At 70.4% G+C, this 25,335-nt stretch carries 23 protein-coding genes and 2 pseudogenes; 10 read left to right on the top strand and 15 right to left on the bottom strand.

Annotated features, from left to right (window positions below; all coding sequences use genetic code 11):
* Positions 1 to 22: 22 nt before the first annotated feature.
* Both AB0L53_RS32785 and AB0L53_RS32780 read left to right on the top strand, forming a co-directional pair.
* Entirely contained in the window at positions 23 to 1,315 is a 1,293-nt protein-coding gene (locus AB0L53_RS32785; RefSeq protein WP_364002132.1) for a serine/threonine-protein kinase, read from the top strand.
* Positions 1,316 to 1,375: 60 nt separating this feature from the next.
* Positions 1,376 to 2,323, top strand: coding sequence for a hypothetical protein (locus AB0L53_RS32780; RefSeq protein WP_364002129.1), 948 nt, complete (start codon positions 1,376 to 1,378; stop codon positions 2,321 to 2,323).
* A 149-nt stretch (positions 2,324 to 2,472) separates the two neighbouring features.
* On the opposite strand, the gene AB0L53_RS32775 is transcribed toward AB0L53_RS32780, so the two are convergent.
* Together AB0L53_RS32775 and AB0L53_RS32770 are read right to left on the bottom strand one after the other, a co-directional pair.
* Complete coding sequence (locus AB0L53_RS32775; RefSeq protein WP_357953526.1) at positions 2,473 to 2,835, bottom strand: DUF5130 family protein; 363 nt, start codon at positions 2,833 to 2,835, stop codon at positions 2,473 to 2,475.
* 5 nt (positions 2,836 to 2,840) lie between these two features.
* Complete coding sequence (locus tag AB0L53_RS32770; protein ID WP_357953528.1) at positions 2,841 to 3,131, bottom strand: hypothetical protein; 291 nt, start codon at positions 3,129 to 3,131, stop codon at positions 2,841 to 2,843.
* Positions 3,132 to 3,222: 91 nt separating this feature from the next.
* Here AB0L53_RS32770 and AB0L53_RS32765 point away from each other — a divergent pair, with 91 nt between their 5' ends.
* Complete coding sequence (locus tag AB0L53_RS32765) at positions 3,223 to 5,304, top strand: protein kinase (protein ID WP_364002125.1); 2,082 nt, start codon at positions 3,223 to 3,225, stop codon at positions 5,302 to 5,304.
* Between the two features lie 16 nt (positions 5,305 to 5,320).
* Here the strand turns inward: AB0L53_RS32765 and AB0L53_RS32760 are convergent.
* Positions 5,321 to 5,545: pseudogene (locus tag AB0L53_RS32760) on the bottom strand (hypothetical protein); the annotation flags it as partial.
* A 388-nt stretch (positions 5,546 to 5,933) separates the two neighbouring features.
* Positions 5,934 to 6,719: pseudogene (locus AB0L53_RS32755) on the bottom strand (amidase); the annotation flags it as partial.
* A 140-nt stretch (positions 6,720 to 6,859) separates the two neighbouring features.
* Between AB0L53_RS32755 and AB0L53_RS32750 the strand changes: the two are divergent.
* The 3 genes from AB0L53_RS32750 (at position 6,860) to AB0L53_RS32740 (ending at position 10,436) form a co-directional block, all read left to right on the top strand.
* Positions 6,860 to 7,684 carry a nuclease-related domain-containing protein gene (locus tag AB0L53_RS32750; protein WP_364002122.1) on the top strand — a complete coding sequence of 275 codons (825 nt, stop codon included), beginning with the start codon at positions 6,860 to 6,862 and terminating at the stop codon, positions 7,682 to 7,684.
* Positions 7,685 to 7,874: 190 nt separating this feature from the next.
* Positions 7,875 to 9,713: a dihydroxy-acid dehydratase gene (gene ilvD / locus AB0L53_RS32745; protein WP_364002119.1), complete on the top strand. Its 1,839-nt coding sequence runs from the start codon at positions 7,875 to 7,877 to the stop codon at positions 9,711 to 9,713.
* A 228-nt stretch (positions 9,714 to 9,941) separates the two neighbouring features.
* Positions 9,942 to 10,436 (top strand): WYL domain-containing protein, encoded by a 495-nt coding sequence (locus AB0L53_RS32740; RefSeq protein WP_358544863.1) that lies wholly within the window; start codon positions 9,942 to 9,944, stop codon positions 10,434 to 10,436.
* Positions 10,437 to 10,542: 106 nt separating this feature from the next.
* On the opposite strand, the gene AB0L53_RS32735 is transcribed toward AB0L53_RS32740, so the two are convergent.
* From AB0L53_RS32735 to AB0L53_RS32725, 3 genes are all read right to left on the bottom strand, one after another.
* Positions 10,543 to 10,740, bottom strand: coding sequence for a zinc ribbon domain-containing protein (locus tag AB0L53_RS32735; RefSeq protein WP_357953535.1), 198 nt, complete (start codon positions 10,738 to 10,740; stop codon positions 10,543 to 10,545).
* A 25-nt stretch (positions 10,741 to 10,765) separates the two neighbouring features.
* Positions 10,766 to 11,575 (bottom strand): GNAT family N-acetyltransferase, encoded by an 810-nt coding sequence (locus AB0L53_RS32730; protein ID WP_364002114.1) that lies wholly within the window; start codon positions 11,573 to 11,575, stop codon positions 10,766 to 10,768.
* 77 nt (positions 11,576 to 11,652) lie between these two features.
* On the bottom strand, positions 11,653 to 12,162 hold the full coding sequence (locus AB0L53_RS32725) for an HNH endonuclease (RefSeq protein WP_357953539.1): 510 nt from the start codon (positions 12,160 to 12,162) through the stop codon (positions 11,653 to 11,655).
* Between the two features lie 278 nt (positions 12,163 to 12,440).
* On the opposite strand from AB0L53_RS32725, the gene AB0L53_RS32720 reads away from it, so the two are divergent.
* The gene (locus AB0L53_RS32720; protein ID WP_364002110.1) at positions 12,441 to 14,504 is read left to right on the top strand and encodes a prolyl oligopeptidase family serine peptidase; all 2,064 of its coding nucleotides are present in this window, start codon (positions 12,441 to 12,443) and stop codon (positions 14,502 to 14,504) included.
* 32 nt (positions 14,505 to 14,536) lie between these two features.
* On the opposite strand, the gene purU is transcribed toward AB0L53_RS32720, so the two are convergent.
* Positions 14,537 to 15,388: a formyltetrahydrofolate deformylase gene (gene purU / locus AB0L53_RS32715; protein WP_364002107.1), complete on the bottom strand. Its 852-nt coding sequence runs from the start codon at positions 15,386 to 15,388 to the stop codon at positions 14,537 to 14,539.
* Between the two features lie 171 nt (positions 15,389 to 15,559).
* On the opposite strand from purU, the gene AB0L53_RS32710 reads away from it, so the two are divergent.
* The 3 genes from AB0L53_RS32710 to AB0L53_RS32700 are packed head-to-tail and all read left to right on the top strand — an operon-like array spanning position 15,560 to position 17,609.
* Positions 15,560 to 16,498 (top strand): inorganic phosphate transporter, encoded by a 939-nt coding sequence (locus AB0L53_RS32710; protein ID WP_364002104.1) that lies wholly within the window; start codon positions 15,560 to 15,562, stop codon positions 16,496 to 16,498.
* On the top strand, positions 16,495 to 17,127 hold the full coding sequence (locus tag AB0L53_RS32705; protein ID WP_364002101.1) for a DUF47 family protein: 633 nt from the start codon (positions 16,495 to 16,497) through the stop codon (positions 17,125 to 17,127). The genes AB0L53_RS32710 and AB0L53_RS32705 overlap by 4 nt, the downstream gene beginning before the upstream one ends.
* 26 nt (positions 17,128 to 17,153) lie before the next feature.
* The gene (locus tag AB0L53_RS32700; protein WP_364002098.1) at positions 17,154 to 17,609 is read left to right on the top strand and encodes an NUDIX domain-containing protein; all 456 of its coding nucleotides are present in this window, start codon (positions 17,154 to 17,156) and stop codon (positions 17,607 to 17,609) included.
* A 7-nt stretch (positions 17,610 to 17,616) separates the two neighbouring features.
* Here AB0L53_RS32700 and AB0L53_RS32695 read toward each other — a convergent pair whose 3' ends face one another.
* The 7 genes from AB0L53_RS32695 to AB0L53_RS32665 all read right to left on the bottom strand — a co-directional run bounded on the left by AB0L53_RS32695 (position 17,617) and on the right by AB0L53_RS32665 (position 25,155).
* Complete coding sequence (locus AB0L53_RS32695; protein WP_364002095.1) at positions 17,617 to 18,360, bottom strand: MBL fold metallo-hydrolase; 744 nt, start codon at positions 18,358 to 18,360, stop codon at positions 17,617 to 17,619.
* Between the two features lie 21 nt (positions 18,361 to 18,381).
* Positions 18,382 to 19,164, bottom strand: coding sequence for a hypothetical protein (locus tag AB0L53_RS32690; protein ID WP_364002093.1), 783 nt, complete (start codon positions 19,162 to 19,164; stop codon positions 18,382 to 18,384).
* A 73-nt stretch (positions 19,165 to 19,237) separates the two neighbouring features.
* Positions 19,238 to 19,693, bottom strand: coding sequence for a hypothetical protein (locus tag AB0L53_RS32685; protein WP_364002091.1), 456 nt, complete (start codon positions 19,691 to 19,693; stop codon positions 19,238 to 19,240).
* Between the two features lie 22 nt (positions 19,694 to 19,715).
* Positions 19,716 to 21,440, bottom strand: a complete 1,725-nt coding sequence (locus AB0L53_RS32680; protein WP_364002088.1) for a tetratricopeptide repeat protein — start codon at positions 21,438 to 21,440, stop codon at positions 19,716 to 19,718.
* A 195-nt stretch (positions 21,441 to 21,635) separates the two neighbouring features.
* Positions 21,636 to 22,883, bottom strand: coding sequence for a DMT family transporter (locus tag AB0L53_RS32675; RefSeq protein WP_364002085.1), 1,248 nt, complete (start codon positions 22,881 to 22,883; stop codon positions 21,636 to 21,638).
* Positions 22,884 to 23,110: 227 nt separating this feature from the next.
* Complete coding sequence (locus AB0L53_RS32670) at positions 23,111 to 23,632, bottom strand: GNAT family N-acetyltransferase (RefSeq protein WP_364002082.1); 522 nt, start codon at positions 23,630 to 23,632, stop codon at positions 23,111 to 23,113.
* A complete protein-coding gene (locus AB0L53_RS32665) occupies positions 23,629 to 25,155 on the bottom strand; it encodes an XRE family transcriptional regulator (RefSeq protein ID WP_364002079.1) in 1,527 nt (508 codons plus the stop codon). Before AB0L53_RS32665 ends, AB0L53_RS32670 begins: the two co-directional genes overlap by 4 nt.
* Between the last annotated feature and the right edge of the window lie 180 nt (positions 25,156 to 25,335).

Below are 25,335 nucleotides of genomic sequence, written 5' to 3'. Positions count from 1 at the left end.
TCGCGGTGTTAGCCTCGAAGACGTGCTCGGATCCGGGACCAGCCTCAACGATCGCTACACGCTGATCAGCCGCGTGGGCGGCGGCGGCATGGGCGAGGTCTGGCGGGCCACCGACACGGTGCTCGGCCGGACCGTGGCGGTCAAGGTGCTCATCCCCGCCCTGACCGAGGATCCGAAGTTCGCCCAGCGCTTCCAGAACGAGGCCAGGGCGATGGCCACGCTGCGGCATCCCGGCGTGGTCGACGTCTACGACTACGGCACCTCCGAGGTCGACGGGCGCCAGGTGAGCTTCCTGGTGATGGAGTTCGTCGAGGGCGAGTCGCTCGACCGCGTCCTGCGCCGCGAGGCGCTCGATCCGGCGGCCACCATGCGGCTGGTCGCCGAGGTCGGCGACGCGCTGGCCGCCGCCCACGCGCAGGGCATCGTGCACCGCGACGTCAAACCGGCCAACCTGATGGTCCGGCCCAACGGGAGCGTCGCGCTCACCGACTTCGGCATCGCCCACTCGGTCTCCGCGGTCCAGCTGACGGCCACCGGCGCCATGCTCTGCTCGGCCGGCTACTGCGCCCCCGAGATGGCCACCGCCAGCGACGTCACCCCGGCCGTCGACGTCTACGCGCTCGGCGTGGTCGCCTACCAGTGCCTGACCGGGCGGTTGCCGTTCGATGGCGACACTCCTGTCCAGATCATCTACAAGCATCTGCACGCCCCCGTCCCGAACCTACCCGCCGACGTGCCGCCGGGGCCGCGCCAGGTCGTGACGCGAGCGCTGGAAAAGACGCCGGACCGGCGCTGGCCGACGGCCACGCTGATGGCCGAGGCGGCGAGGAAGGCCCATGACTCGCCGGACTTGCCGGACCTGCCGCCCACGCCGGACCTGCCGCCCACGCCACGCGGCCGCCGCGCGCTGGCCGCCGCGCTGGCCGTGACCGTCGCGGTCTTGGTGACCCTGGCGGTCGCCGGGTCGGTGTGGATCCGCGACGACCAGGCGACCGAGCAGAGCGGCAGCGTCCTGCCGCCCGTCACGCAGGACTCGGGCACGCCCACGAGCGCCGTCACCCCGAGCAAGAAGCCCCTGGCTCCCCCGTCGAAGTCCTTTCCCGTATCGCGGCCGAGCGGCTCGCACAAGCCGACCCCCACCGCCACGGCCACCGTCCGCCCGACCACGCCCACGCCGACGGCCACCCCGACCACCCACAAGCCCGAGCCCACGGACCCGCCCACCACGCCGGAGCCGACGACGCCCACGGTCGAGCCGACGGTCAGCGAGCCACCGGGCGACATCCAATGCATCAAGGCGCCCTGCCACACCTAGCCGCCCTCCTACCGGTCTCGGCCGGACAGGCGACTATCCGGTCGTGAGTAGGGTGATCGGGTGGATACCACTCGCGATCTGCTCGTAGCGCTGGCCCGCCGCTACGCCTTCTCCGACCTCGGAGCACTGGCCTCATCCGAGGAGATCGCCGACGTGTGCGAGTTCGGCAGCCGACTGCTCTCGCTGGACGCCGAGGACTTCGCGGTCGAGGCGAAATCCGTGCCCGCGGACCTGCGGCGGCGGGCACGGGCCTGCCACATGCCGCAGACCCCGCGCGAGCAGCCACGCGGCGCGCTGGAGTCGCTGCGGCCCGCCTACGGGCTGCTGCTGGAGGTCATCGCCGTCCGCTGGGAGCGCCGCGAGCTGAGCCCGATGATCGCCGCCGTCCACATCGCCAGCGAATACCTGCCGCTGCTGGCCTACGAGCCGCATCTCGGCCATGCCGGCGACCCCGCGCGCTGGCCCGCGGGGCTGAGCGCGCCGGGCAGCAGGTTCGGCGTGATCGGCGACCGCGAGTGCGACCACACCAAGTCTGAGCAGTCGGCCACCAACCGGACCCTGCGGGTGGCGAGCGAGCCGCCCGAGGGCTGGCGCGCGTACTTCGACCGGCAGCACAGCCAGGTGGCGGGCGCGATGGCCGTCTGCGTCGCCGACTGCCGCAACCCGTGCACGGCGATGCACTGGATCGAGCCGGAAGAACGCGCCGACCTGCACGTACGGGCCCGCACCGCGCTGGCGTTCGCGGAGACGCCGCTCGTACGCCTGCGGCACGCGGCGCCTGTCGGCCACGGCTTCGGCGTGCCCTCGCCGGAAGAGGTGCTCGACGCCTGGCAGCGCAGCCGGTCGGCGCTGGACAAGAACGAGATCGGCTCGGCCGCGCTCCAGGATGACGGGTTCCCGCTGCCCGGCCTGCCCGCGCTGTTCTCGGCCATCGGCCGCGCCCCGATCGTGCCCGCCACACTGCTGGCAGGCGTCAGCGAGCACGTCGCCGGCCTGCTCCAACGCTGACGCTTGGGCCTGCTCTTTGGGCCTGCTAGGGCCTCAACGCTCTGGGCCTGGGTTGCCCCCTGGAAGCCTCCAGGGTGACCCCGCCGCCCGCCTCGCTTACAAAGACGGGGTGGGCGTCGCCTACCGCGGGGGCGCAGGCGACGCCCGTTCTACCGCCTGGCGGTGGCCTGCTCGCCCAGCATGCCGATGCCGTACAGCAGCCCGCCCACCAGGTCGCCGGCGCTGAACGCCGTGGCCATCGACATAGCGGTCAGCCGGCACGCGGTGTCGGGCAGCCGCCGCCGGGCGTTCTCGCCGGTCACGATCTCCAGCGCCCGTCCGGCGACGTCCACGAAGATCAACACGGCCTCGTCGGCCTCTTCGCCGAGCGCTGCGTGCAGCCGCTCGGCGAAGTGCCGCCGGCCGCCGACCGGCGCGCCGAGGAAGGCGCCGAAGCGCAGGCCGCTGCGCCGCTCGGCGACGTGGAGCGCCTGCCTGATGTCGTCGGCCTGGGCCGAGGTCAGTCCGCGCATCGCCATCACCATCCCGCCGAAGCGCCGCCGACGCGCCTGCCGGGCTCGGCCGTCTCCGCCATCGCGACCCAGTCGGACTCGGGCGCCGGCGCCCAATGAGCTACCCGGTCGGCCAGCACCAGGCCCGAGGTGCTCACGCCGTGCTCGCTCCCGGACGGACCGCCCAGCCACACCGGGCCCGTCTCCATCCTCCGCGCCGAACCCCGCCCCGGCACCATGACCGCCAGGCTGATCAGCACGAACAGAGCGAGCGAAACCCCCAAGAGAAAAGCCAGAATCTCTAGCGCGCTGTCCACACCCAAGAACGTAATCCCGGTTCGGCTGTCCGGCCAGACCCGGTCGTGAGAGAGTCTGACTCAAGATCCCCCAGACAAGGTCAACTCAACTGTGGATGCGATCGGAAGGTATCCCGTCGAGCGCGTTCTGGGCTCGGGCGCGTTCGCGACAGTGTGGCTCGGCCGGGACGACCGGCTCGACTCCTATGTGGCGATCAAGGTGCTGGCCGACAACTGGTCCGCCGAACCGGCCGTACGCGAGCGGTTCGTCAAGGAGGCCCGACTGCTGCGCCAGGCGGACTCGCCGCGCATCGTCCAAGTCCACGACATCGGCGAACTTCCGGATGGCCGCCCGTACTTCGTCATGACTTATGCCGACATGGGGTCTTTGGCGGGGCGCGTACTCGACGGCCCACTGCCCATACCCGCAGCGCTCCGCGTCCTCGGCGAGATCGCCGAGGGCGTGACGGTGCTGCACCGGCTCGGCATCGTGCACCGCGACCTCAAGCCGTCGAACGTGCTGTTTCGCGCGCTCCCGGGCGGTGGCGAGCGCCTCATGGTGGCCGACCTCGGGGTCGCCCGCTCGCTGGCCGACGCCACCAGCCACACCATCGCGGCGGGCTCGCCCGGGTACATGGCGCCGGAGCAGATGCGCCTGGACGGCGCCCCGGACGAGCGGGCCGACGTGCACGGGCTGGGCGCCATGGCCTACCACCTGCTCACGGGCCAGCTGCCCGCCTCGGGCTCGGTACGGCTGGCACCGCACCGGCTGCGGCCGGAGGTGCCGGTACAGGTGGGGGCGGCCATCATGAAGGCCATCGACCCGGACCCGGACCGCCGCTGGCCAAGCATCACCTCCTTCGCCGCCGCCCTCAACGCCCCGGACGACGCGCCCGTGGGCGCCGCAGTCCCGGACGACGCACCCCTGGGCTACGCATTCCCGGACGAGGCGCCCGTGGGCGACGGACTCCCAGAGGAGACGCCCGTGGGCGACGGCCCCCCAGAGAGGGCGTTCCCGGACGTCCGACCCCCGGAGGGCGAACTCCCGGAGAGGGCGTTCCCGGCGGGCGGGGCGGATTCGGAGCGGCGACCGGGAACCTCGCCCCCCGGACGCGCGGACGAGGAGACCGCCGCGTACAGAAGCACGGGCACCGGCGAGAACGCAAGCGGCCGTGCGGCCGCAGGTGCAGATGCGATCGCAGATGCGGGAGCGGACGCAAGTGCAGACGCATCCGCAGGTGCAGGCCCAGGTAGAGGCGCAGACCACGGTGGTGGCGCGGGAGCGGGCACAGGGGGTGGGGCCGGACTGGGTGTTGGCGCAGGCCCGGGGGCAAGCGCAGGCGCAGGCCCGGGAGCAGGCACAGGTGGTGGGGCAAGCCCGAGGGTAGACGCAGGCCCGAGGGCAAGCGCGGGCGCAGGCCCTGGTGCGGATCTCGGCGCGGGCGCGGAGCGGGGCAAGGCGGTGCTGGCCGGGGTGGGCGCCGTGGCTGTCGCCCTGGCGGTGGTCGCCGCGGTGCTCACGCTGCGTCCCACCGACCGGTCGTCCACAGTGACCGGCTCACCATCCGGATCCTCAGCGCCGCTCGGATCCGCAGGACCGTCCGCGTCCGTGGGACCGTCCGGATCTACGGGACCCTCCGGATCCGCAGGACCGTCCGCATCCGCACAGCCGTCCAGATCTCCGAGCGCGGCCGGGACTCCACAGGCGTCCGAGCCAGGGCCTCCAAAGGCGGGGATGGGCTTGCGGGCGGATGCGGATATCCCGTCTCAGTACCGGGCGCTGATCATTCAGGCGGGCACCTGGTGCCACGACGTCGCGGGTCTGTCGCCGGCGCTCGTGGCCGCTGTAGTGAAGGCGGCCAGCGACTTCGACCCCGACCTGAGCGACCCGGCCGCCGACGAGTTCGGCATCGCCAGATGGACCCCCAGAGTCCTCCAGTACTGGCAGCCCAACGGAATCAACGACCCGATGCCGAAGCCGCCCTTCTCCCCCGAGCTGTCCCTGCCCGCGATGGGCCGCTTCTTCTGCGGGCTCGGCCCTCAGATCGCCGACGTGCCAGGGGATCCGGCCGCCAAGCTGGCCGCTCTCTACGTGTCCGGCGTGGTGCCGGTGAGGCGGGAACAGGGCGTGCCGGCCAAGTGGAAGGCCCACGTACAGCAGGTCCTGAAATATCGGGACCAGTATCAGTCCTGACGGCCACCACCGACCATCACGCCAGCGACAACGACAGCAGGCCGCACACCGGCAACGATAAGGTTCCAGGGCCACCAGATCGCCGGTCGCCCCAGAAGCCGCCCCTGGCCGCCCCAACCTGGGCCGACAGGGAGATCAACGTGCGTTCGGCGCCCAGGCGGCCCGCCAGCATGACGCCGATCGTCAGCCCGTCGGCGGTCCAGTGCAGTGGCAGGTTCGCGGCGGGCTGGCCGGTCACGTTTTGACGCGCTCCTCGCCCTGAAGAGGCGAGGATTCCCGTGCTGCTTACGCAGCAGTCCATGCCGCGTAAACAGCACGAGCCGTGGAACAGGATGCTTGACGCTTCACCGACCCGCCTACCGGCAAGTCTCCACGTCCTGTCACCGCCCGCCCGGCGGCCTCGTCATACCGATGAATCCAGGAAGTGATCTCACAGCCAGCTTGGTTATCGCTTGCCAGTTCGATCACGAAAACCTTACCGTACGTGATTGAGATGTCGCAAGCAGTTCCGATCGCTGCCCGCTCACGCCCCAAAGGGCACTGGCGCGCGGGCCTCCACCACCCCGCCTGGAGACGGGAGCGCCGGCCTGCATCTCGGTAGATCGCGGGGAAGGCGGCTAACCCCTTCGGGCGTAGCGGGCGATGCGCAGCCGGCCCGGATCGCGTCCGGCGCAGGCCAGGAACGTGCCTTCGTGCGGCGGCGCGAGATAGAGGTCTCCGGGATTGTTGTGCGCCATCACGTCAAGCAGCGCCGCGGCGTCGGCGACGGTACGAGCGAGGGGGCCGTTCGTCGACAGACCCGCGAGGTCGGGGATGATCGGCGCGAAGCTGATCCGGCCACGGGTGGGTTTGATGCCGAACAGCCCGCACACCGACGCCGGGATGCGGATCGAACCGGCCCCGTCGCTGCCCTGCGCGGCCGGCGCCAGCCCGGCGGCCACGGCCGCGGCGGCGCCGCCGCTCGACCCGCCCGCGGAGGTACGCGGATCCCATGGCGAGCGGGCGGGCGGGGAGAGGGCGGTCTCGGTGTAGCAGGGCAGGCCGAACTCCGGTGTCGCGGTCTTCCCCAGCATCACTGTGCCCGCGTCACGCAGGCGCTCGACCACCGTGTCGTCCACCGGGGCGACGAAACCCCGGTATGTCGACGACCCGAACATGATGGGCACGTCCTTCACCAGGTTAAGATCCTTTATGGGGATCGGCACTCCGGCGAGGGGTCCGTCTGGCAGCTCCTTGGCCAGACGGTGCGCCTGTTCGAGGGCTCTCTCGGCGGTCACCGTCACAAACGCACCCACCTGTGGATCGATTCGCTCGATCCGATCGAGGTAGTGCCGCGTGAGCTCGACCGGCGAAATCTCCTGGTCACGGATGGCTTGCGCCTGCTCGAGCGCCGAAAGCTCGTGAAGTTCTCGCACGCTACCGCACACTAGGCATCTCTAGAGAAGAACGTAATAGATACCCGGAAAACGGGCGTAGAACACGGTGAGCTGGGCCATAAAACTATGGACAAGGCAGCACTAGGAATCGACAAGAACCACGGGCTACGGTGAGTTACGTGGACTCCGACCATCAGCGAGAAGACGGTCACAACTCCTCACCCATCTGGGTGAGTGACCGACCCGAAGGCGAGCCGGCCCCCGCGAAGCAATCGGCGCCCACGTCAACCTACGCGCCCATCGAGCGCGCGTCGTTGCGCAGCCTGCTCCAACAGCCACGCTTCCGCCGCATGCGCAACCGCGCCCTGCTGGCGATCCCCGTTGGCGTGGTCGTGGGCATCCTCGTGGGCGACTGGCGGGTAGGCGTGACCGCGGGCGTGATCGCGGCCATCCTCGACACTGTCTACCGAGCGCGGTCCAACTCGACCGTGCCGGCCTGGCGCCGTGCCTCCATCGCGGAGCGCCGCACCGAGGCCCAACTGCGCAAACTCGAACGCAACGGCTATCGCACGCTCCACGCGCGGGCGATACCGGACAGCGAGGCCCAGATCGACCACCTCGTGGTGGGCCCGACGGGCGTCTACGCGGTCGACTCCGAGAAGTGGGACAAACGGCTGCCCGTACGCGTCCAGATGGGCAAGAAGCTCTTCCACGGGCCGTTCGACATGAAGCCACGTCTCACCGAGGCCAAATGGGAGGCTTCGCGGGCCAGCGAGCTGATCAGCGAGGCCTACGGCAAGGAGATCTCCGTCGTGCCCTCGCTGGCCATCTACGGGCCGCCCGTGCCGTGGAAGATCATGACGATCCGCGGCGTGGACGTCTATGAGGGCGGCCGTGCCCGCAAGTGGATCACCAAGCGGGAGCGGGCGCTCACCAAAGCGGAGATCGACCGCCTGCACGACATCGCGGCCCGGGTCCTGCCCGCGAGATACGGCGAGGACTGACCGACCGAGCTCTGAAGGCACGCCCGCCGACAGTCCGACGGGCGTGCTTTCGGCAGTTCCGGAGGCGCGCCCCGCGTGGCCGGGATCCACCCAGCTCGCCGCCGTACGCGTTCCGAGCGGTGGACAGTTGTCTCAGCAACCGGGCAAATGGTCGTACGATGTGAGGACTCGCAACGATGGGAGAAGTTCAATGCCCGCCCTCAGGTCTCGTACGGTCACCCATGGCAGGAACATGGTCGGCGCCCGCGCCCTCCTCCGGGCGACCGGCGTAGCCGGGAGCGATTTCGGCAAACCCATCATCGCCGTGGCCAACAGTTTCACGCAGTTCGTGCCGGGCCACGTTCATCTGCGCGACGTCGGCGACGTGGTGTCCGCCGCGATCCGCGAGGCGGGGGCGATCCCGCGTGAGTTCAACACGATCGCGGTCGACGACGGCATCGCGATGGGCCACGGCGGCATGCTCTACTCGCTGCCGTCGCGCGAGCTGATCGCCGACGCCGTCGAGTACATGGTCAACGCCCACTGCGCCGACGCCATGATCTGCGTCTCCAACTGCGACAAGATCACACCGGGCATGCTGCTGGCCGCCTTCCGGCTCAACATCCCGACGATCTTCGTCTCGGGCGGGCCGATGGAGGCGGGCAAGACGCCCGGCCGCAAGCTCGACCTGATCGACCCGATGGTCGCCGCCGCCGACAGCAGCGTCTCCGACGAGGACCTGCTGGAGATGGAGGAGAACGCCTGCCCGACCTGCGGGTCGTGCTCGGGCATGTTCACCGCCAACTCCATGAACTGCCTGGCCGAGGCGATCGGCCTCGCGCTGCCGGGCAACGGCACGATCCTGGCCACGCACAAGGCGCGCAAGAACCTGTTCGAGGACGCCGGGCGCCAGCTCGTGGAGATCACCCGCCGCTACTACGAGGACGGCGACGAGTCGGTGCTGCCGCGCTCGATCGCCACCAGCGAGGCCTTCGAGAACGCGATGGCGCTGGACGTGGCGATGGGCGGCTCGACCAACACGATCCTGCACATCCTGGCCGCGGCCCGCGAGGCCGAGGTCGACTTCGGGCTCAAGGAGATCAACGAGATCTCCCTGCGCGTGCCGTGCCTGTGCAAGGTGGCTCCGGCGACGAACAAGTACCACGTCGAGGACGTGCACCGCGCGGGCGGCATCCCGGCCATCCTGGGTGAGCTCGACCGCGCCGGGCTGCTCCACCGCGACGTGCCGACGGTCAACGGCGCCACACTGGGCGAGACGATCGCCGCCTGGGACCCCCAGTCGCCCACGGTGCGGCCCGAGGCCCTGGAGCTGTGGCACGCGGCGCCGGGCAACGTCCGCACGGTCAAGCCATACTCGCAGGGCAACCGCTGGGACTCCCTCGACCTCGACCGGGCCGAGGGCTGCGTGCGCGACCTGGCGCACGCCTACAGCGCGGACGGCGGGCTCGCGGTGCTCTACGGCAACATCTCGCGTGACGGCGCCGTGGTGAAGACGGCCGGGGTCGACGAGTCGATCTGGAAGTTCAGCGGGCCGGCGGTGGTGTTCGAGTCGCAGGAGCAGGCGGTCGAGGGCATCCTCGGCGACCGGGTCAAGGAGGGCGACGTGGTCGTCATCCGCTACGAGGGGCCGAAGGGCGGGCCGGGCATGCAGGAGATGCTCTACCCGACGTCGTTCCTCAAGGGCCGGGGCCTGGGCAAGGCGTGCGCGCTGGTCACCGACGGCCGCTTCTCCGGCGGCACGTCCGGGCTGTCGATCGGGCACGCCTCTCCGGAGGCGGCCGAGGGCGGCATGATCGCGCTGGTCGAGGACGGCGACACGATCGAGATCGACATCCCCAACCGGTCGATGGAGCTCCGGGTCCCCGAGGCCGAGCTGGCGGAGCGCCGTACGCGCCTGCTCGCCGACCTGGGCGGCTACCGGCCCCGCGACCGCAACCGCCCCGTCAGCGCCGCCCTGCAGGCGTACGCGGCGATGACGACGTCGGCCTCCACGGGCGCGTCGCGCGATCTCTCTCAGCTGTCGCGATAAGTCTTCTTTACGGCAGGCACGGTGGGCCCCACCCGCCGTGCCTGCTGAGGTCTGTCCAGGGGCACGCTCCTCCGGTTCACCGGCTGAGCTCCGTGACGTGCGTCTTGCTGGCCATGGCTTCCGTCAGTGGTGCCGTGGCGGCTGACGAGCCTTATTCGTTCGATACAGGGTGCTTACCAGCCGTACAGGCTTTCGAAAACTGTCGGTGGTCGTCTCTATTGTGGGGGTATGGCTACAGGCGTGAACTCCCACACTCGCCCGCTGACCACCGCCGAGATCGCTGCCCTCGCCCTGTCCCTCGCTCATCTGGGGTCCGGTCCGCAGGCCGTCACCGCCAGGCGCGGTCTGCAGCACGCGCTCGAGCACCTGGAGCTCGACGATGATGTCATCGCCACCACCCTCACGACGCTCACCGAGCCGCTGCCCGTGGACATCGCGTCGCGGGCCAGGCTCATCGCGGACGCGATCACCAGCAGGCTGATGATTCGTCTGCACTATCGGGATGCTTCAGGGCATGTCACGGCTCGGGATGTCGAACCGGTGACGTGTCTGGTGCATCGCGAATACTGGTATCTCGTCGGGGTCTGCCGGATGCGGCGCGCCATCCGGGCGTTCCGGTTCGACCGGATTCTCGCGGTCGAGCCGACGCTGACCCCGTCCCGGCCGCACCTGGCCGACCGGTTCCTGCCGTTCCAGCGACGCAAGCGGGCCCGCGCCGCCTAAGAAATGCCCTGCCGGAACCCGTCGCGCCCCAGCCGTTGGCGCGGCGGATCGGCCTGGTGGTCTTCGGCACCGCAGGCCAAGCCTGGGCGGCCGGTCTACCCGGGCGTCAGCCGCAGCATCCCCCGCCGCAACAGCCACCCGAGCTCGGCGCGGCGGCGCCGCCGGTCATTGCGACCGTGGAGAGCAACCTGACGGTGTCGTCGTGCCCCTCGGGGCACGCGGCCGCCTCGTCGGAGGCGGCCATCGGGCGGGTCACCTCGAAGGTCGACCCGCAGGCACGGCAGCGAAAGTCATAGCGCGGCATGCCCCCAAGACTACGGCAAACAAGACTACGGCAAAGGTCTGAAGGTCACCTGGGCGTAGTCGTAGACGGGCTCGTAGCCGATCGACCGATAGATGGCGTTGCTCGTCGGATTGGCCAGGTCGGCGAAGAGCACCACCTGCTCACAGCGCGTCTCCAGCGCCACCCGGCTGGCGAACGCGGTGACCGCGGCGCCGTACCCCCGTCTGCGGCAGGACGGCGGCGTGTACACCGGCCCGACGCGGCAGACGCCGCCCGCCGCGGGCGACAGGGCGGCCATCGACACCGGGACCCCGTCCGCCTCCCACATGAACAGCTGCCGCCCGGCCAGCCGGTGCTCGACCTGCTGAACGGGATCCCCGCCCACGCCCAGACCCACCTCCTCGCCGAACGCCTGGAACCAGGCGACCAGCAGCGGAAAGTCGGCAACACCCGCCAGTCGGCCGTGGCCCGCCGTCTCGGGGACGATCAGGGTGCCCAGACGGTAGAGGCGCTCCGACAGTACGGAGCGGGGCTCGCCGAGCACCTCGGAGAGCGCGCCGGTCAGCTCCAGCGGGCCCAGGACCTCCGTGATCTCGCCCCGCCACGTCGTGACGAACGGCCCGATGGACTCGACCGGCATGCGGGCCAGGCCGATCGGATGCGGCGGCGTACGGAAGACCGCCCCCCGGACCTCACCGTCGGTGGTCCACCAGCCGAAGGAGGCGTCATCGGCGGGCATCCCGGCGCGAATGTTGGCCAGCACCGTCAGCGGTACCGTGTTGCCCACGGGGTCGGCGAGCAGGAACGCCTCGGCGGCGCTCGCGTACTCCTCGACGTCGGTGGTGAAGGTCCACATGCCCTGGAATCCTGCCAGGAGCCTTGAAGCACGACAAAGACATTTCAGGCCCGGATCCAGGGATCCGGGCCCGAAGGTCAGGCAGCCGCTTCCAGGTAGGGCGCCCATTGGGGATCGCCGACGAGCGAGGCGCCGATGAGCCGCCAGTGAGCGCCCCGTGGCACCGCCGGGGCGACGCGCAGCGTCCACCCCAGCTCCTCCAGGAACTTGTCGGCCTTCCTGTGGTTGCACGGCGTGCACGAGGCGACGCAGTTCTCCCAGGTGTGGGGGCCGCCCCTCGACCGGGGGACGACATGGTCGATGGTCTCAGCCCGCAGGCCGCAGTAGGCACAGCGGTAATCGTCGCGCCGCATGAGCGCGGCCCTGGTCAGGGGGATGCGAGACCGGTAGGGAATACGGACGTATCTGCGCAGCCGGACCACCGAGGGCACCTCCAGCGTGCACGTCGCGGAGCGCAGGACCGCGCCCCCGCCGTCACGGTGGACGATGTCGGCCTTCTCCCGCAGCACGAGCACGATGGCTCGGTGCAGCGACAGAGTGGTGAGTGGCTCGTAAGTAGCGTTGAGCAGCAGGACTTGGCGCGTCATCGGGCCTCTCCCTGCTGCATGGGTATCAAGGGGGACATGCCGTGGCATGTCCCGGCTGTCGGCCCCTCCTGGGGCACTGGTGCTTCCGTCACGTGGACCTCCGCCGGACGGTCCAGCGGATGGTCACCACGGCACCGTCCTGTCACCAAGTCTGACGTTTACCGCGTGGTCCCCGCCACCCCATAACCCCCAGCCGGAATGACCAGAGGGACGCACGGTACGTTTTATGCCCACTTCACCAGGGCTTTACGCGCCCTGCTTGGCAGTAAGGTTCGGGCATGACGCGAGAGCCCTACCCCACAGCACGCCGCGAGGAAAGCGCCGAGATTTTGCACGACACTCCCGTCGCGGACCCCTATCGCTGGCTTGAGGATCCCGACAGCCCGGAGACGCAGGGATGGCTGCTCGCGCAGGCCGACCTGTTCAAGCGGCAGAGCAAGCCGCAGCGGTTCGGGGACCGCATCGCCGAGCTGCTTAGGTCGGGCTCCGTGGGGGTGCCCGCGTGGCGCGGCGACCGCCACTTCTTCAGCCGCCGCACGCCGGACCAGGAGCACGCGGTCTACTACGTCGCAGAAAACGACGAGTCCGGCGGCACCGAGCGGGTCCTGATCGACCCCATGGCCATCGACCCGTCGGGCCTGACCACGCTCGACGCCGTCCAGCCCGACAAGGAGGGCCGCCTGCTCGCCTACCAGATCTCGGTGGGCGGCAACGAGGAGTCGGTCCTTTACGTCATGGACGTGGCCACCGGTGCCCGCGTCGAGGGCCCGATCGACCGGTGCCGCTACTCCCCCATCGCGTGGCTGCCCGGCGGCGAGGCGTTCTACTACGTACGCCGGCTGCCGAGCACGGAGCTGCCGGAGGGCGAGTCGCAGTTCCACCGCCGCGTCTACCTGCATCGCGTCGGCACGTCCACCGAGGACGATGTGATGATCTTCGGCGAGGGCCTGAAGATGACCAACTACTACGGCGTCTCGGTCTCGCGTGACGGCCGCTGGCTCCAGATCTCCGCCAGTGAGGGCACGGCGCCGCGCAACGACCTGTGGGTGGCCGACCTGATCGCGTCCTCGCCCGACAGGCCCGACCTCCAGGTCGTGCAGGAGGGCGTGGACGCCCAGACGGGGCTCTCGTTCGGCCGCGACGGCAGGCTGTACGTCCACACCGACCGCGACGCGCCGCGCGTCCGGATCTGCGTCACCGACCCGGAGACGCCCGGCGTCGACAACTGGCGCGACCTGATCCCGGAGGACTCCGAAGCGGTGCTGTCCGACTTCGCGATCCTCGACGACCTCGAGCGCCCGGTCATGCTGGTGGGCTGGACCCGCCACGCGATCAGCGAGATCACGGTGCACGACCTGGCCACCGGCGAACGGATCGGCGAGGTGCCGGCCCCCGGCCTCGGCTCGATCGGCGGCATCGCCGAACGTCCCGAGGGCGGCTACGAGGCGTGGTTCGGCTACACCGACAACACCACGCCGCCGACCATCCAGCGCTACGACGCCAGGACCGGCGAGACCACTCTCTGGGCCGCCTCGCCGGGCGTGGTGGACGTGCCGCAGGTGCGTACGTCCCAGGTCGTCTATCAGTCCAAGGACGGCACCGACGTCCGCATGCTGGTCATCTCGCCGGTCGACGGCGACGGGCCGCGCCCGACCATCCTGTACGGCTACGGCGGCTTCGGGCTGTCCATGACCCCCGGCTACTCCGCCTCGGTGCTCGCCTGGGTGGAGGCGGGCGGCGTCTACGTGATCGCCAACCTGCGCGGCGGCGGCGAGGAGGGCGAGGACTGGCACCGTGCCGGCATGCTCGGCAACAAGCAGAACGTCTTCGACGACTTCCACGCCGCGGCCGAGCACCTCATCGCGACCGGCGTGACGACGTCCGAGCAGCTGGCGATCTCCGGCGGCTCCAACGGCGGGCTGCTGGTGGGGGCGGCGCTGACGCAGCGTCCCGAGCTGTACGCGGCCGTCGCCTGCTCCGCGCCGCTGCTGGACATGATCCGTTACGAGCAGTTCGGGCTGGGGGCGACCTGGAACGTCGAGTACGGCTCCGCCGCCGACCCCGAGGGGTTCGGCTGGTTGTCGGCCTATTCGCCGTATCACCAGGTCCGCGAAGGCGTTGCGTACCCCGCGACGCTGTTCACGGTCTTCCAGTCGGACACGCGCGTGCACCCGCTGCACGCCTGGAAGATGTGCGCGGCGCTGCAGCACGCCTCCACGGGTGAGGGGCCGATCGTGCTACGCAACGAGACCGAGGTGGGCCATGGCGCCCGTTCGATCAGCAGGTCGGTCGATCTGTCGGCTGACACGCTGACGTTCCTGGCCCGGCATACCGGCCTGTAGCCGCGACAGGCCTATAGCCGCAAACAGGGGCGTCAGCGGGGGAAGATGACCGTCCGGTGGCCGTCGAGCAGCACCCGCTGCTCGGCGTGCCACTTCACGGCCCTGGCCAGCGCCACGCACTCCACGTCGCGCCCGATCGCCACCAGGTCCGCCGGGGAGTGGCTGTGGTTCACCCGGGCCACCTCCTGCTCGATGATCGGCCCCTCGTCCAGGTTGGACGTGACATAGTGCGCCGTCGCGCCGATCAGCTTGACGCCCCGGTCATGCGCCTGGTGGTAGGGCCGGGCGCCCTTGAACGACGGCAGGAACGAGTGGTGGATGTTGATCGCCCGGCCCGCCAGCTTCTCGCAGAGGTCCTCCGACAGCACCTGCATGTAGCGCGCCAGCACCACCAACTCCACCTGGTAGTGCTCGACCAGCGCCAGCACCTCCGCCTCCTGCCGGGTCTTGGTCTCGGGGGTGACGGGCAGGTGGTGGTAGTCGATGCCGTACGACTGCGTCAGGGGCCGCAGGTCGGGATGGTTGGACGCGACGGCGACGATCTCGATGTCCAGGGCCTTGGCGCGCACCCGGTAGAGCAGATCGTTGAGGCAGTGGTCGAACTTGCTGACCATGATCAGCACCCGCGGCTTCCTGGCCACGTCGCGCAGCTTGATCTCCATGCCGAACTCCGGCGCCAGGGCGGCGAAGGCCGCGCGCAACTCGTCCTCCGGCAGCGGCGCCGCGAACTGGACCCGCATGAAGAACCGCTGCGCCTCCCGGTCCCCGAACTGCTGGCTCTCGATGATGTTGCACCCGTGCCCGGCCAGCAGCCCCGATACGGCGGCCACCACACCGGGCCGGTCGGGGCAGGACAAGGTCAGGATGTATTCGGCAGAGCTCATCTTTTCACTCTCGCGGGCAGGAGATCACTGGGTGGCTTAGGGTTGACCTGGGCAGACTACCTCTCAGCGGCGGACTCCACATCGCCGTCCAGCGGGCCGCACGGCCGGCGGGCAGCGCACGTGGAGCACCTCTCCCGCTAGACCGACCCAAACGGGATGGAGTGCCCGCCTTTGGATGCTTCCGTACTGATCGCGATCGCCTGTGTGTTCGCGTTCGTGTCCGGGATGAACGACGGCGGCGCCCTGCTCGCGACCGGGCTCAAACTGCCCGCGATCCGTCCGGCGGTCGGCACCCTCACCCTGGTGGTGCTGATGGCGTTGGTACCGCTGGTGACCCATCAGGTCGCGCGGACGTTCGTGACCCGGCTGGCCACGTTCCAGGGGCCGGGCGCGAAGACCTCGATGTCGATCGCGGTGGTCGCCGCGCTGAGCGTGGTCATGGCGCTGAGCGCGAAGGGCCTGCCGACCAGCCTCACTCTGGCCGTCGTCGGCGGCCTCACCGGGGCCGGGCTGGGCTGGGGGCTGCCGGTCTCGGCCGGGTCGGTCGCGCAGGTGCTGGCCTTCGCCCTGGCCGCGCCCGTCGTGGGCGGGCTGCTGGGCTGGGTGGTGATCCGGCTGCTGCTCCTGGTGACGACCGGCAAGGGGCTCCCACGCTGGCACTGGGCCGGCTTCCTGCTGCAGACCGTCGCCTACTCGGCCAACGACGGCCAGAAGGTGCTGGCCGTCCTGATGGTCGCGGGGAACTTCTCGAACGCGCCGCTCCCCTATACCTCGCTGGTGGCGGTGCTGTTCGGGTTCGGCACCGTGTACGGCCTGCCCAAGGCGGGACGCACGCTCGGCCGGGAGCTCATCGTCTTCCGCCCCCTGCACGGCGTGACGGCCGAACTGGCCTCGGGCCTCGCGGTGATCGGCAGCTCGGCCCTGGGTATGCCGGTGAGCATGACCCAGGCCATCGCCGGCGGGCTGATCGGCGCCGGGGTGGCACAGGGTGCCGGCCGGGTCCGCTGGCACGCCGCCGTCAAGATCGTCGTCGCCTGGGTGCTGACGCTTCCGATGAGCGCGCTGGTGGCCGCGCTCGCGTCGTACGCGGTGAGGGGGGTGACGGCATGAAGCGGTTGCGAAGGGCTCAGGCGCTGCTGTCGGGACGCATGGACAGCGCGCTCACCGAGGCCCTGCTCGGTCAGCTGGCGGCGACCAAGGAGGGCGCCTGGCTGGCGATGGCCATGATCGGCGGGGAGGTGGGCCGGACGGGCGCGCACGAGAAGATGCGGGTGATCGAGCACCTCGGCGACCAGGAGCGGCGCACCCTGGTGGAGGAGCTCAAGTCGGCCCTGGTCACCCCGATCGACCGGGAGGACCTCTACCGGCTCTCCCGCTCGATCGACGACGTCCTGGACTCGCTGCGCGACTTCGTGCGCGAGTCGCACCTGTATCGGGTGCCGGACCAGCTCCGCTTCGCGCCGCTGCTCGACCAGGTCATCGACGGCATCGACGCCCTGGAGAACGCCGTCCGCGACCTCGCCTCGCGCCCCTCGGCCGTACTCCATGACGCGCTGGAGGCGAAGAAGACCGGCAGGTCCATCAGGCGCATGTACCAGTACGAGATCGCCCGCATCTTCTCGGGCGAGCTGAGCTCCGACGCGATGAAGCAACGCGAGCTGGTACGCCGCCTGGAGATCGTCGGCATGGCCATCGGCGAGGCCGCCGACGCCATCGCCGACGGTTCCATGAAACGCTGACCGCGGTATGTGGGTGAGGAGGCCGCGTGGAGTCCCACCAGATCAGCAGTGACCGTCCGGCCGCGCGGGTGGTCTGCGTGGACGCCGAGGGCCGGGTGCTGCTCGTGCGATGGCATGACCACGTCAGCGGCGAGGCGATCTGGGAGCCGCCGGGCGGCGGGATCGACCCCGGCGAGACGCCCCTGGAGGCGGCCGCCCGGGAGCTGACCGAGGAGACCGGCCTGCCGGGGTCGGCGGTACGTGATCAGTGGGTGCCCGTCCGTCGGGACTTCACCTGGCTCGGTGTGCGGTACGTGAAGACCGAGCCGTTCTACCTGGCCCGCTTCCCCGGGAAAGCCCCCGAGGTGGACCCGGGTGAGCTCACGGACGAGGAGGCTCGGGCTTACCTCGGCTACCGGTGGTTCGCCGCCGACGAGCTGCCGCACGAAGTCGAGCCGCCCGAACTGGCCGAGGTGATCGCCAAGCTGACGGGACCGGCCTGACGCACGGTCACAGGTCCAGTGTGAGGCCACCCGCGGCCACGGCCAGCTCGCCGTCATACGTCCTGGCGGCCGCCGCCAGCGCGGGCTCGGGCGGGGTGTCCGGCCACAGGTGGGTGAGCACCAGCCGGGCCACACCGGCGCGCGCCGCCGTACGTCCCGCGTCCAGAGCGCTCGACAGGTAGGGCGCGTCCTCGTCGGGCACCCGCTCGGGATAGGTCGCCTCGGCCAGCAGCACGTCGGCGTCCCGGGCCAGCTCGGCCAGCTCGGGGGCGGGCCCGGTGTCTCCCGTGTACGCGACCACCCGGCCGCCGCCGGTCAGCCGGAGTCCCGCGTTGGGCACATGGTGCGGGAGCGACCAGGTGTCCAGACGGAAGGGCCCGACCTCGTACGGCTTACCGGGAGCCAGGTCGTACGACACGAAGCTGCCGGCCAGCATGCGGGCCTTGTCCAGCGCGAGCACGGCGGTGAGGGCCTCAGGCGGCGCGTACACCGGCAGCGCGGCCGGCGGCGCGTCACCCAGGGCGCGGGCCCGCAGGAGGGGGTTCAGGTCGGCGCAGTGGTCGGGGTGGCCATGCGTGACCAGCACCGCGTCGATCTCCTCGGCGGCCGTCGACACCAGCAGCCTCGGCAGGATGGCGTAACCGGGATCGATCAGCACCCGGAACCCGTCGTGCTCGACCAGGTAGCCGCTGCACGCCTGCCCGGCCGCCGGCCATGCCCCGCAGCCCCCCAGCACCGTGATTCTCACCATGAACAGGGAAATATAGCGGGCTCAGGACGGGTAACGGTGGCCCAGCTCCGTCAGCGTTGCCAGCATCAGCCCGCGCAGCAGTTCGCCCGCCACCTTCTCGTGCTCGCCCTCCACCGGCAGCCCTTCGGTCACCCGAGCCTGGTAGACCTCCCGCTCCCCCGGGTCGGTGTAGGGCTGCGCCGTCATCCCCACCACGACCGTCGCCCGGGTGCCGCCTCTGGGCAGCACGGCCACGGCATGTGTGCGCAGGCAGCTCTCATCCGGCGCGCCGTACCAGCCGCACTTGACCCCGGCCTCCGGAGAGCTGAGCGCCTCGCGGGCGCCGAACGCCTGCTGGCCCGTGACCTGGCGCATCCAGTCGAGGACCGTGCCCGCCACCGGGTCGCCGGCGGCGGCGGTCTGGGCGAGCGCCGCGTAGGCGGTGGCGACCTCGTCGGCCGCCACCTCGACCGAGCCGAAGCGCGACGGATCTCCGTTGGGCGGCGCCCAGACGACGCCCGTGCGCTGGTAGATGTCGTCCAGGATGACCCGTGGCCCGACCGCGAGCCAGAGGTTGAGCGTGTCGGCGTTGGACGAGACGACCACCGCGGGCTCTGCGTGCCGGCGCCAGCGCTCGGCGTCGGGGATGTGCGCGGCCGCCACCCACGCGTACAGCGGCTTGAGCAGCGAGGCGCAGCGCAGCCGGGCCAGGCCGGAGCGGACGCTCACCGCGCGGGCGGGCGGGCCACCATAGCCGCGCCTGATGCCCGCCGCCTGAGCGCTGGCTCCTTCCTGGAGGTCGCGCAACAGCTCGTCAAAGGCCACGGGTCCAACCGTAGCCGTAGGAGGGGCTCTGCCAGCGCCCTTCGTGCCACTCCGCGTCCGGCGGGTCGCCGGATCAAGGCCCGCGCCACCACCAGGCCGCCATGATCCCGACGAGCACCAGCGCCGGAACACCGAGCGACACGAGCAGCCGCCTCCTCTTGGCGACCTCCGTGTCCGTCGCGAAGGCCGCCACGGCGCCCGCCACCGCGAACGCCACCGCCGACATCACCACGTGGGCGAACCTGGACGACGAGGAGGGGAGCATCTCACCCGCCACCCGGAAAACCACCAGCATGGCGGCTGTCACCCAGGCCACGCGGAAGCCCGGGCGTACCTCCACCCGGTTGAGCGCCACGGCCGACAGGGCGAACGTGCCCACGGTGATCACCAGGAGGGTGCCGAGCGCCGGAGGCAAGCAGTTCCACGCCTCACAGCCGACGGCCGTCCATCCGATGCGGGCGGTGGCCCACCAGAGAACGCCCAGGGCCGCGTAGACCGCCGCCGCCCTGGCCGCCCGTTGCTTCGACATGTCCTCCATACTGGCCGATGCCCTACACGCTGGCCGACCGGAGACGGGCCGCCCGCTCGTCGTCGGCCGCCGCCTCGGCCGCGTGGCCGAGGGCGCGATGGACCACGGCGCGGTTGTCGTAGAGGGTCGGCTGCTGGGGTTCGAGCGTGATGGCCTGCGTCAGGTCGGCCAGCGCGCCCGCCCAGTCCCCCGACTCGTACCGCAGCACGCCGCGGTTGCCCCAGGCCGACGCCAGCTCGGGCGCCGCGCCGACCGCCAGGTCCAGCGCCCGGCGGGCCTCGCCCAGCCGACCGGCCGCGGTATCCAGCTGGCCCAGCACGACCAGCAGGTACGGGTTGCCCGGCGACTGACCGAGCCCGACCGTCACATCGGCCCTGGCCTCCTCATCCCGCTCCAGCATGGCCAGCAGGCCCGCCCGGTTGATGTAGGCGTCGAGGTAGTCCGGGTCCAGCTCGATCACCCGGCCGAGGTCCATGAGGGCGCCGTCGAGATCGTCGCAGACGACGCGCAGCTCGGCCCGGTTGTAGTACACCTCCGGCAGCGGCGGCCCGGCCCGCATCGCCCACTCGTAGTCGGCCAGCGCCTCCCCGTGCCGCCCGAGCCGGAAGAGCAGGTTGCCGCGGTCGAGGTAGTAGTCGGGGAACATCGGGTCGATCGCGATGGCCGCCCCGTACTCCTCCAGCGCCTCCTTGACCCGCCCGAGCGAGGCCAGCAGCTGGGCACGGTTGGCCAGCAGCACCATCCGGTGCACCGGGTGCCGCTCACCCAGCTCACGGGCCAGGTCGAGGGCGGAGTCCACCAGCGCGAGCGCGGCCTCGGGACGGCCTTGGCGCAACTCGATCAGCGCGAGCCCGTTGCGGTCGAAGCCGAGTTTGAAGGCGCGTTCCATGGGGTCAGGCAGCAGGCTGGAGATGGCTATCGCCTGGTTGATCCAGCCCGTGGCCCGGCCCAGGTCGCGCTGGGCGGCGTCGGGGTGGCGGGCGTCGAGCATGGCGGTGCCGTACGCGCTGGCGGAGTGGACGGCGGGATCCTGGCTGGAACGCCGGGCGGCCTCCCACAGCACGCGGGCCTCGAGCGTCTGGCCGAGCGCGCCGAGCGCGGTCGCGGTGCGCTGCGCGAAGAGCCACCACCGGTGGCTGCCGGGCTCGGTGCGCGCGAGGCCGAGCTGGCCCAGCTCGACCAGCGCGTGCAGGAAGCCCTCCCTCGTACAGCGATCGACCAGCTCCCACAGCTCCTCGGCATCGCGCGAATCCTCGGGCGGCTCCGGCCCGCCGGAGTAGACCATGATCGTCAGGATGTCCGGCGGGATCCTGCGCGTCAGCACGTCGAGCAGTTCGGCATCGGTGGGATCGGCCGCGTCGGCGTTGCACACGGCCAGCGTGCAGCCGGGCGGCACCACCGCGCGGACGAACTCCGCGATCCCGTTGGCCAGCCGCAGTGAGCGGCGCGGCGCGGGCACCAGAATGCGCTCGTCGTCGGACAGCCCCGCGTCCAGGGCCATCCTGCGGAGGGGCACCCGGTCGCACAGACCGGGTGCCACTGCTCGGATCTCGATGTCATGGGCCGCCACGAGCTCCTTGGAGCTGTCCAAGGCGGCGGGGACCAGGTGGTGCAGCAGCGCGGATCCGACGGTGTAGGGGCCCAGGGGCCGTCTGTGCCCGTCGATCACCGGCATCAGCAGGTGTACGGCCTCCCATCGGTCGGGCGGGCCCCCCCGAGCCCTGAGATGGGATCTCCCCTCGATCACCCCTTATGTATGACGCTGGAGGTCCCGGCAAGCCTCGCGGTGCCAGGCTTGCGGACGGCGATGCGCTTCATGATGAACCTCTCACTTTGGGTTTACTCACCATTATCGGACACCTCAGCGAATATCAAGATTTCTGGCGAATAAGTGAGCGGTCAATCAATAAGAACCCCTGGTTTTTTGACTGCGATTAGGGGCCTATTGGGACCGAAACCAGCGGGAGATTGACACCGACCTCTTCTGTCCAGATTCCTCGACCAACGCGCACAAACAACGGCCGACGAGACCATCCGATGGACAACCGTCGTGAGAAAGGTTCTTCGCTCGGACGATGTCGGTGGCCTGCTCGATCAGCCGATCGAGGCTGGGCTCCCTCGCCCCCTTGTGCGAACGGTCGTTCCACGGGCACGCCTCGGGGCGCGTACAGGCGGTCTTGGCGGGGTACGAAACGGCGCGCCGCTCCAGCTTCAGCGGATCGTCCCGCTTGATCTTCAGGTCGGCCAGCACCCTCCTGGCCCTCCTGGTCACCATGACCAGGGCCCGGTCGCCCACCTCTCGCGGCGAGCCCCTGCTGGGCACGGCCAGCAGCATCGCGGCCGCCATCAGCCCGCCGCCCACGATCATGCTCAGGCCCACCTGCTCGTGGAACCAGATCACCGCGATCGCCGTCACCCAGAGTGGCTGGGACGACATCAGCACGGCACTGGGGATGGCCGGCACGTGCGCCTGGCCGTACGAGCGGGCCAGGAAGCCCAGAGCGCACGAGACGACGGAGAGGTGGGCGAGTATCCCCCAGTCGGACAGGGTGGCCGGCACCGCGAACCCGCCGCGCACGGCCAGCACGCCGGCCATGGCGCCGATCGTGGCGAGCTGGATGACGGTGAGCGCGTAGGCGTCGAAGACCTTCTCGCCGCCCGAGAGCCGCGAGAGGTACAGCGTGTGACCGGAGTAGAGAGCGGCGGCACCGAGCGTCACTCCGAGCGCGAGCAAGGAGATCTCCCGGCCCTCCGTGCCGCGCATCAACGTGAATACGGTCATGCCCGCCAAGGCGAGTCCCACGCCCACCCAGACCCGGCTGAGCACTTTGGCCCGGAACACCACCAGGGCCAGGATCGGGGTGATGACCACGTTGCACCCGACGGCGAATCCCGAGACCGCCGACGGGAGACTGTCGAGCGCGATGGCCTGGGCGCACTGCCCGACGCCGAACATGACCCCCAGGATGACCCCGTTGACCCAGGTCCTCCGCGGCAGGCGCCGGAGGCTGCGCGGCCGGAGCAGGAGGAGGGTGAGCGCCGCGAGGAGATATCGCTCGGCGAGCAGATCCTCGACAGGTAACCGGAGGATGAGATCTTTCATCAGCGGGAACGCCGACCCCCAGGCGGCGCTGACGAACAACAGGAGCACGGCTCCCAGGAGGGGCCGGGGAGCGGGCACAACGGCCATGCCAAAAAGCATCTCACTACAATCAGCAGCCATCGGTGTACAGGCAGCAGCCGGTGATGTTCCTCTACCACCGAGAGGAACGAGCCTCACCCGCGGGTGCGTACATCCCTATCCGCAGGAGTCTCCAGAGCACCATTTCCGTCACATCCGCTCGCCCGGACCGACCTCGCGACTACGGAGTGTGCCTGCCCGCGCACTTCGGCCCGGGCAGGCACAGGGTTATGGCACTACGATTCGAGCGCGTCGGCCGACTCGACGACCCGCCGGAGGTCATCCTCCTCCGGCACCAGGCGCTTCTCGCCATAGACGACGACGAGGTCGCCGACCTGCCGCCGGGCGATCTCCCGCCAGCCGTGGCGCTCGTACAGCGCCAGGGCGGCCCCCTGGTTGAGCGTCGTGTCTCCGCGGACGTGGTGGAATCCCAGCTCCACCGCCCGTTTCTCCAAGGCCCGCAGCATGGTGGCGCCGAACCCGCGCCGCTGGAAGCCCGGATGGACCCGCAGCCGGCACACCTCGGCCGTCTGCGAGTCGATGGGTCTCAGGCCGCCCATGGCCACGACCCGCGAGCCGAGCTCGCCGACGAGGAAGTCACCGCCGCACGCCAGGTAGAGCTCCTGGATGCGAGGGAAGTCGTCGTCGTAGTAAACACCGTCGCCCGGCGCCAGTCCCACCTCGGCGAGGGAGATCCGGTGCAGGGCGAGGATGGTGTCGAGGTCAGACCAACGATAACGTCGGATCTTCAGCTTCATGCACTCCCTTCCCCGGTGGCCAGCTCAGAAGGACGCAGTTCCTCCAGGAACGCGGCCAGGTCGGGATGATTCGCGTCGCGCGCCTTGATCGCCTGTGCGAGCGCGACAGCCGGGCGCATGATGAAATCGGTGCGGTATTCGGGGCCGAGCAGGCGCATCGCCGCCCTGCCCATGGCGATGGCCTCATCGACGTCCCCCTCGATCAGGCGGCACTGTGCGCGGTCCAGCCTGATCAGCGTCTGGTCGATGATGTGATCTTGATATTTGTCGAGTGCCTGGTCGAGCACCACCTCGGCTTCGAGGGTCTGTCCGAGCTTCGTGAGCACGTCGCCCTGGTAGAAGTAGAGCTGCCGTTCGGTGTAACCGAAGGCCATGTCCTCACGCTCGTGCGATTTCATGTGCGAGAAAGCGTTCCTGGCCCGCGCCAGAGCGCGTTTGGCCTGGTCGACGACCTCCTTCTTACTGTCGACGCCCGAGATCATCGCCAGCGCGCGGGCCTCGACGACCGGCGCCATCGCCTGCGCGGCGCACGGTGTCTGGCCGGCCAGGTCGCGGCTCTTCTTGGCCAGGTTGAGCGCCTCGCGGGCGTCGCCGTAGTAGAGCGGGACGAGCGCCTCACGAGCCGTCACCCAGGCGCGCAGCGCGCGGTCGCCGGTCTCGTCGGCGGCCGTGCGGCCGGTGCGGAAGAAGGAGCGGGCCAGCCGGTGGTCGCCGAGGTTGATCATGATCATGCCGCTCAGCCCGGACAGCTGCGCGGCCATGCGGCACAGGCGCTCCTGCAGGTCGATGGGCTGGCGGCAGGACATGGCGCTGTGGACGGAGCTGAGTTCGAGCAGCACGTCGCACAGCAGCCGTAGCGGCGCGGTGGTGGTGTATTGGCGCCCGAAGGCCAGCGTGGCCTCCTCCCACTGATCGAGCATGGCGGGAGAGACGGTGGCCGACACCAGCATGGCGTCCATCCGCCGTCTGATGCCCTCGCAGGCGCCCAGCACCGGGCCCTCGAACTGGCCGGCCTGGGGGCCCTTGGACAGCATGTTCAGCAGCGTGCGGCGCAGGATGTTCTCGTCCTCCTCGTCGGAGGGGGCCGGCGTCGTCTTCTCCGGCGGCACCAGCAGCTCGCGCTGCGGGCTCGCGGCGGGAAGCCGCTCCTTGACGTCGGCGGCGACCACCCCGGGCATCCGGTGGCCGTGGCCACAGATGCACGGCCCTTCGTAACCGAGCGCGCCCGGCTCGACCCGGTAGACCGTGCAGAGGTAGTGGAGATATTCGGGGCCGGGCCGTTTGAGCCCGCTCTCGTAGGCGGACAGCAGAGTTTCGCCGATGCCGGGCTGGGTCTTGCCATCGCGCTCGAACAGGGCTCTGACCTGCTCGATGACGTCGGCCAGGGCGATGCCGTGCGAGAGGCGATGTCCCTTGATCCTGGTCGTGCCGAACTGGGGTCCACAGTGCTCGTGGATCTCCTCAGCGATCTGAGCGGAGGTGCGCCCGGTCGCGAGCCCTCTGGCCCGGATCCGCCGCGCCATCTCCGTCTCTCTGTGCTGCCTGCCGGACATCCCGGCCCCTCTCACGCAAGTCCCGCCGGTCCGAAACTGCTAACTGAGCGTAGCGTTAAGGTCGCGCTGCGCCTACCAATGACTATGGCGCATTGATGAGGGGTTGGAAACGCCTTCTTGGAGGTTCCGGTTAAGGATCGTCCTCCGGCG

The organism is Nonomuraea sp. NPDC052129 (genome assembly GCF_040680095.1).
Classification (GTDB): Bacteria; Actinomycetota; Actinomycetes; order Streptosporangiales; family Streptosporangiaceae; genus Nonomuraea.
Note: the sequence above shows the minus strand (reverse complement) of the source record. Positions and strands in the feature narration are given on the sequence as shown.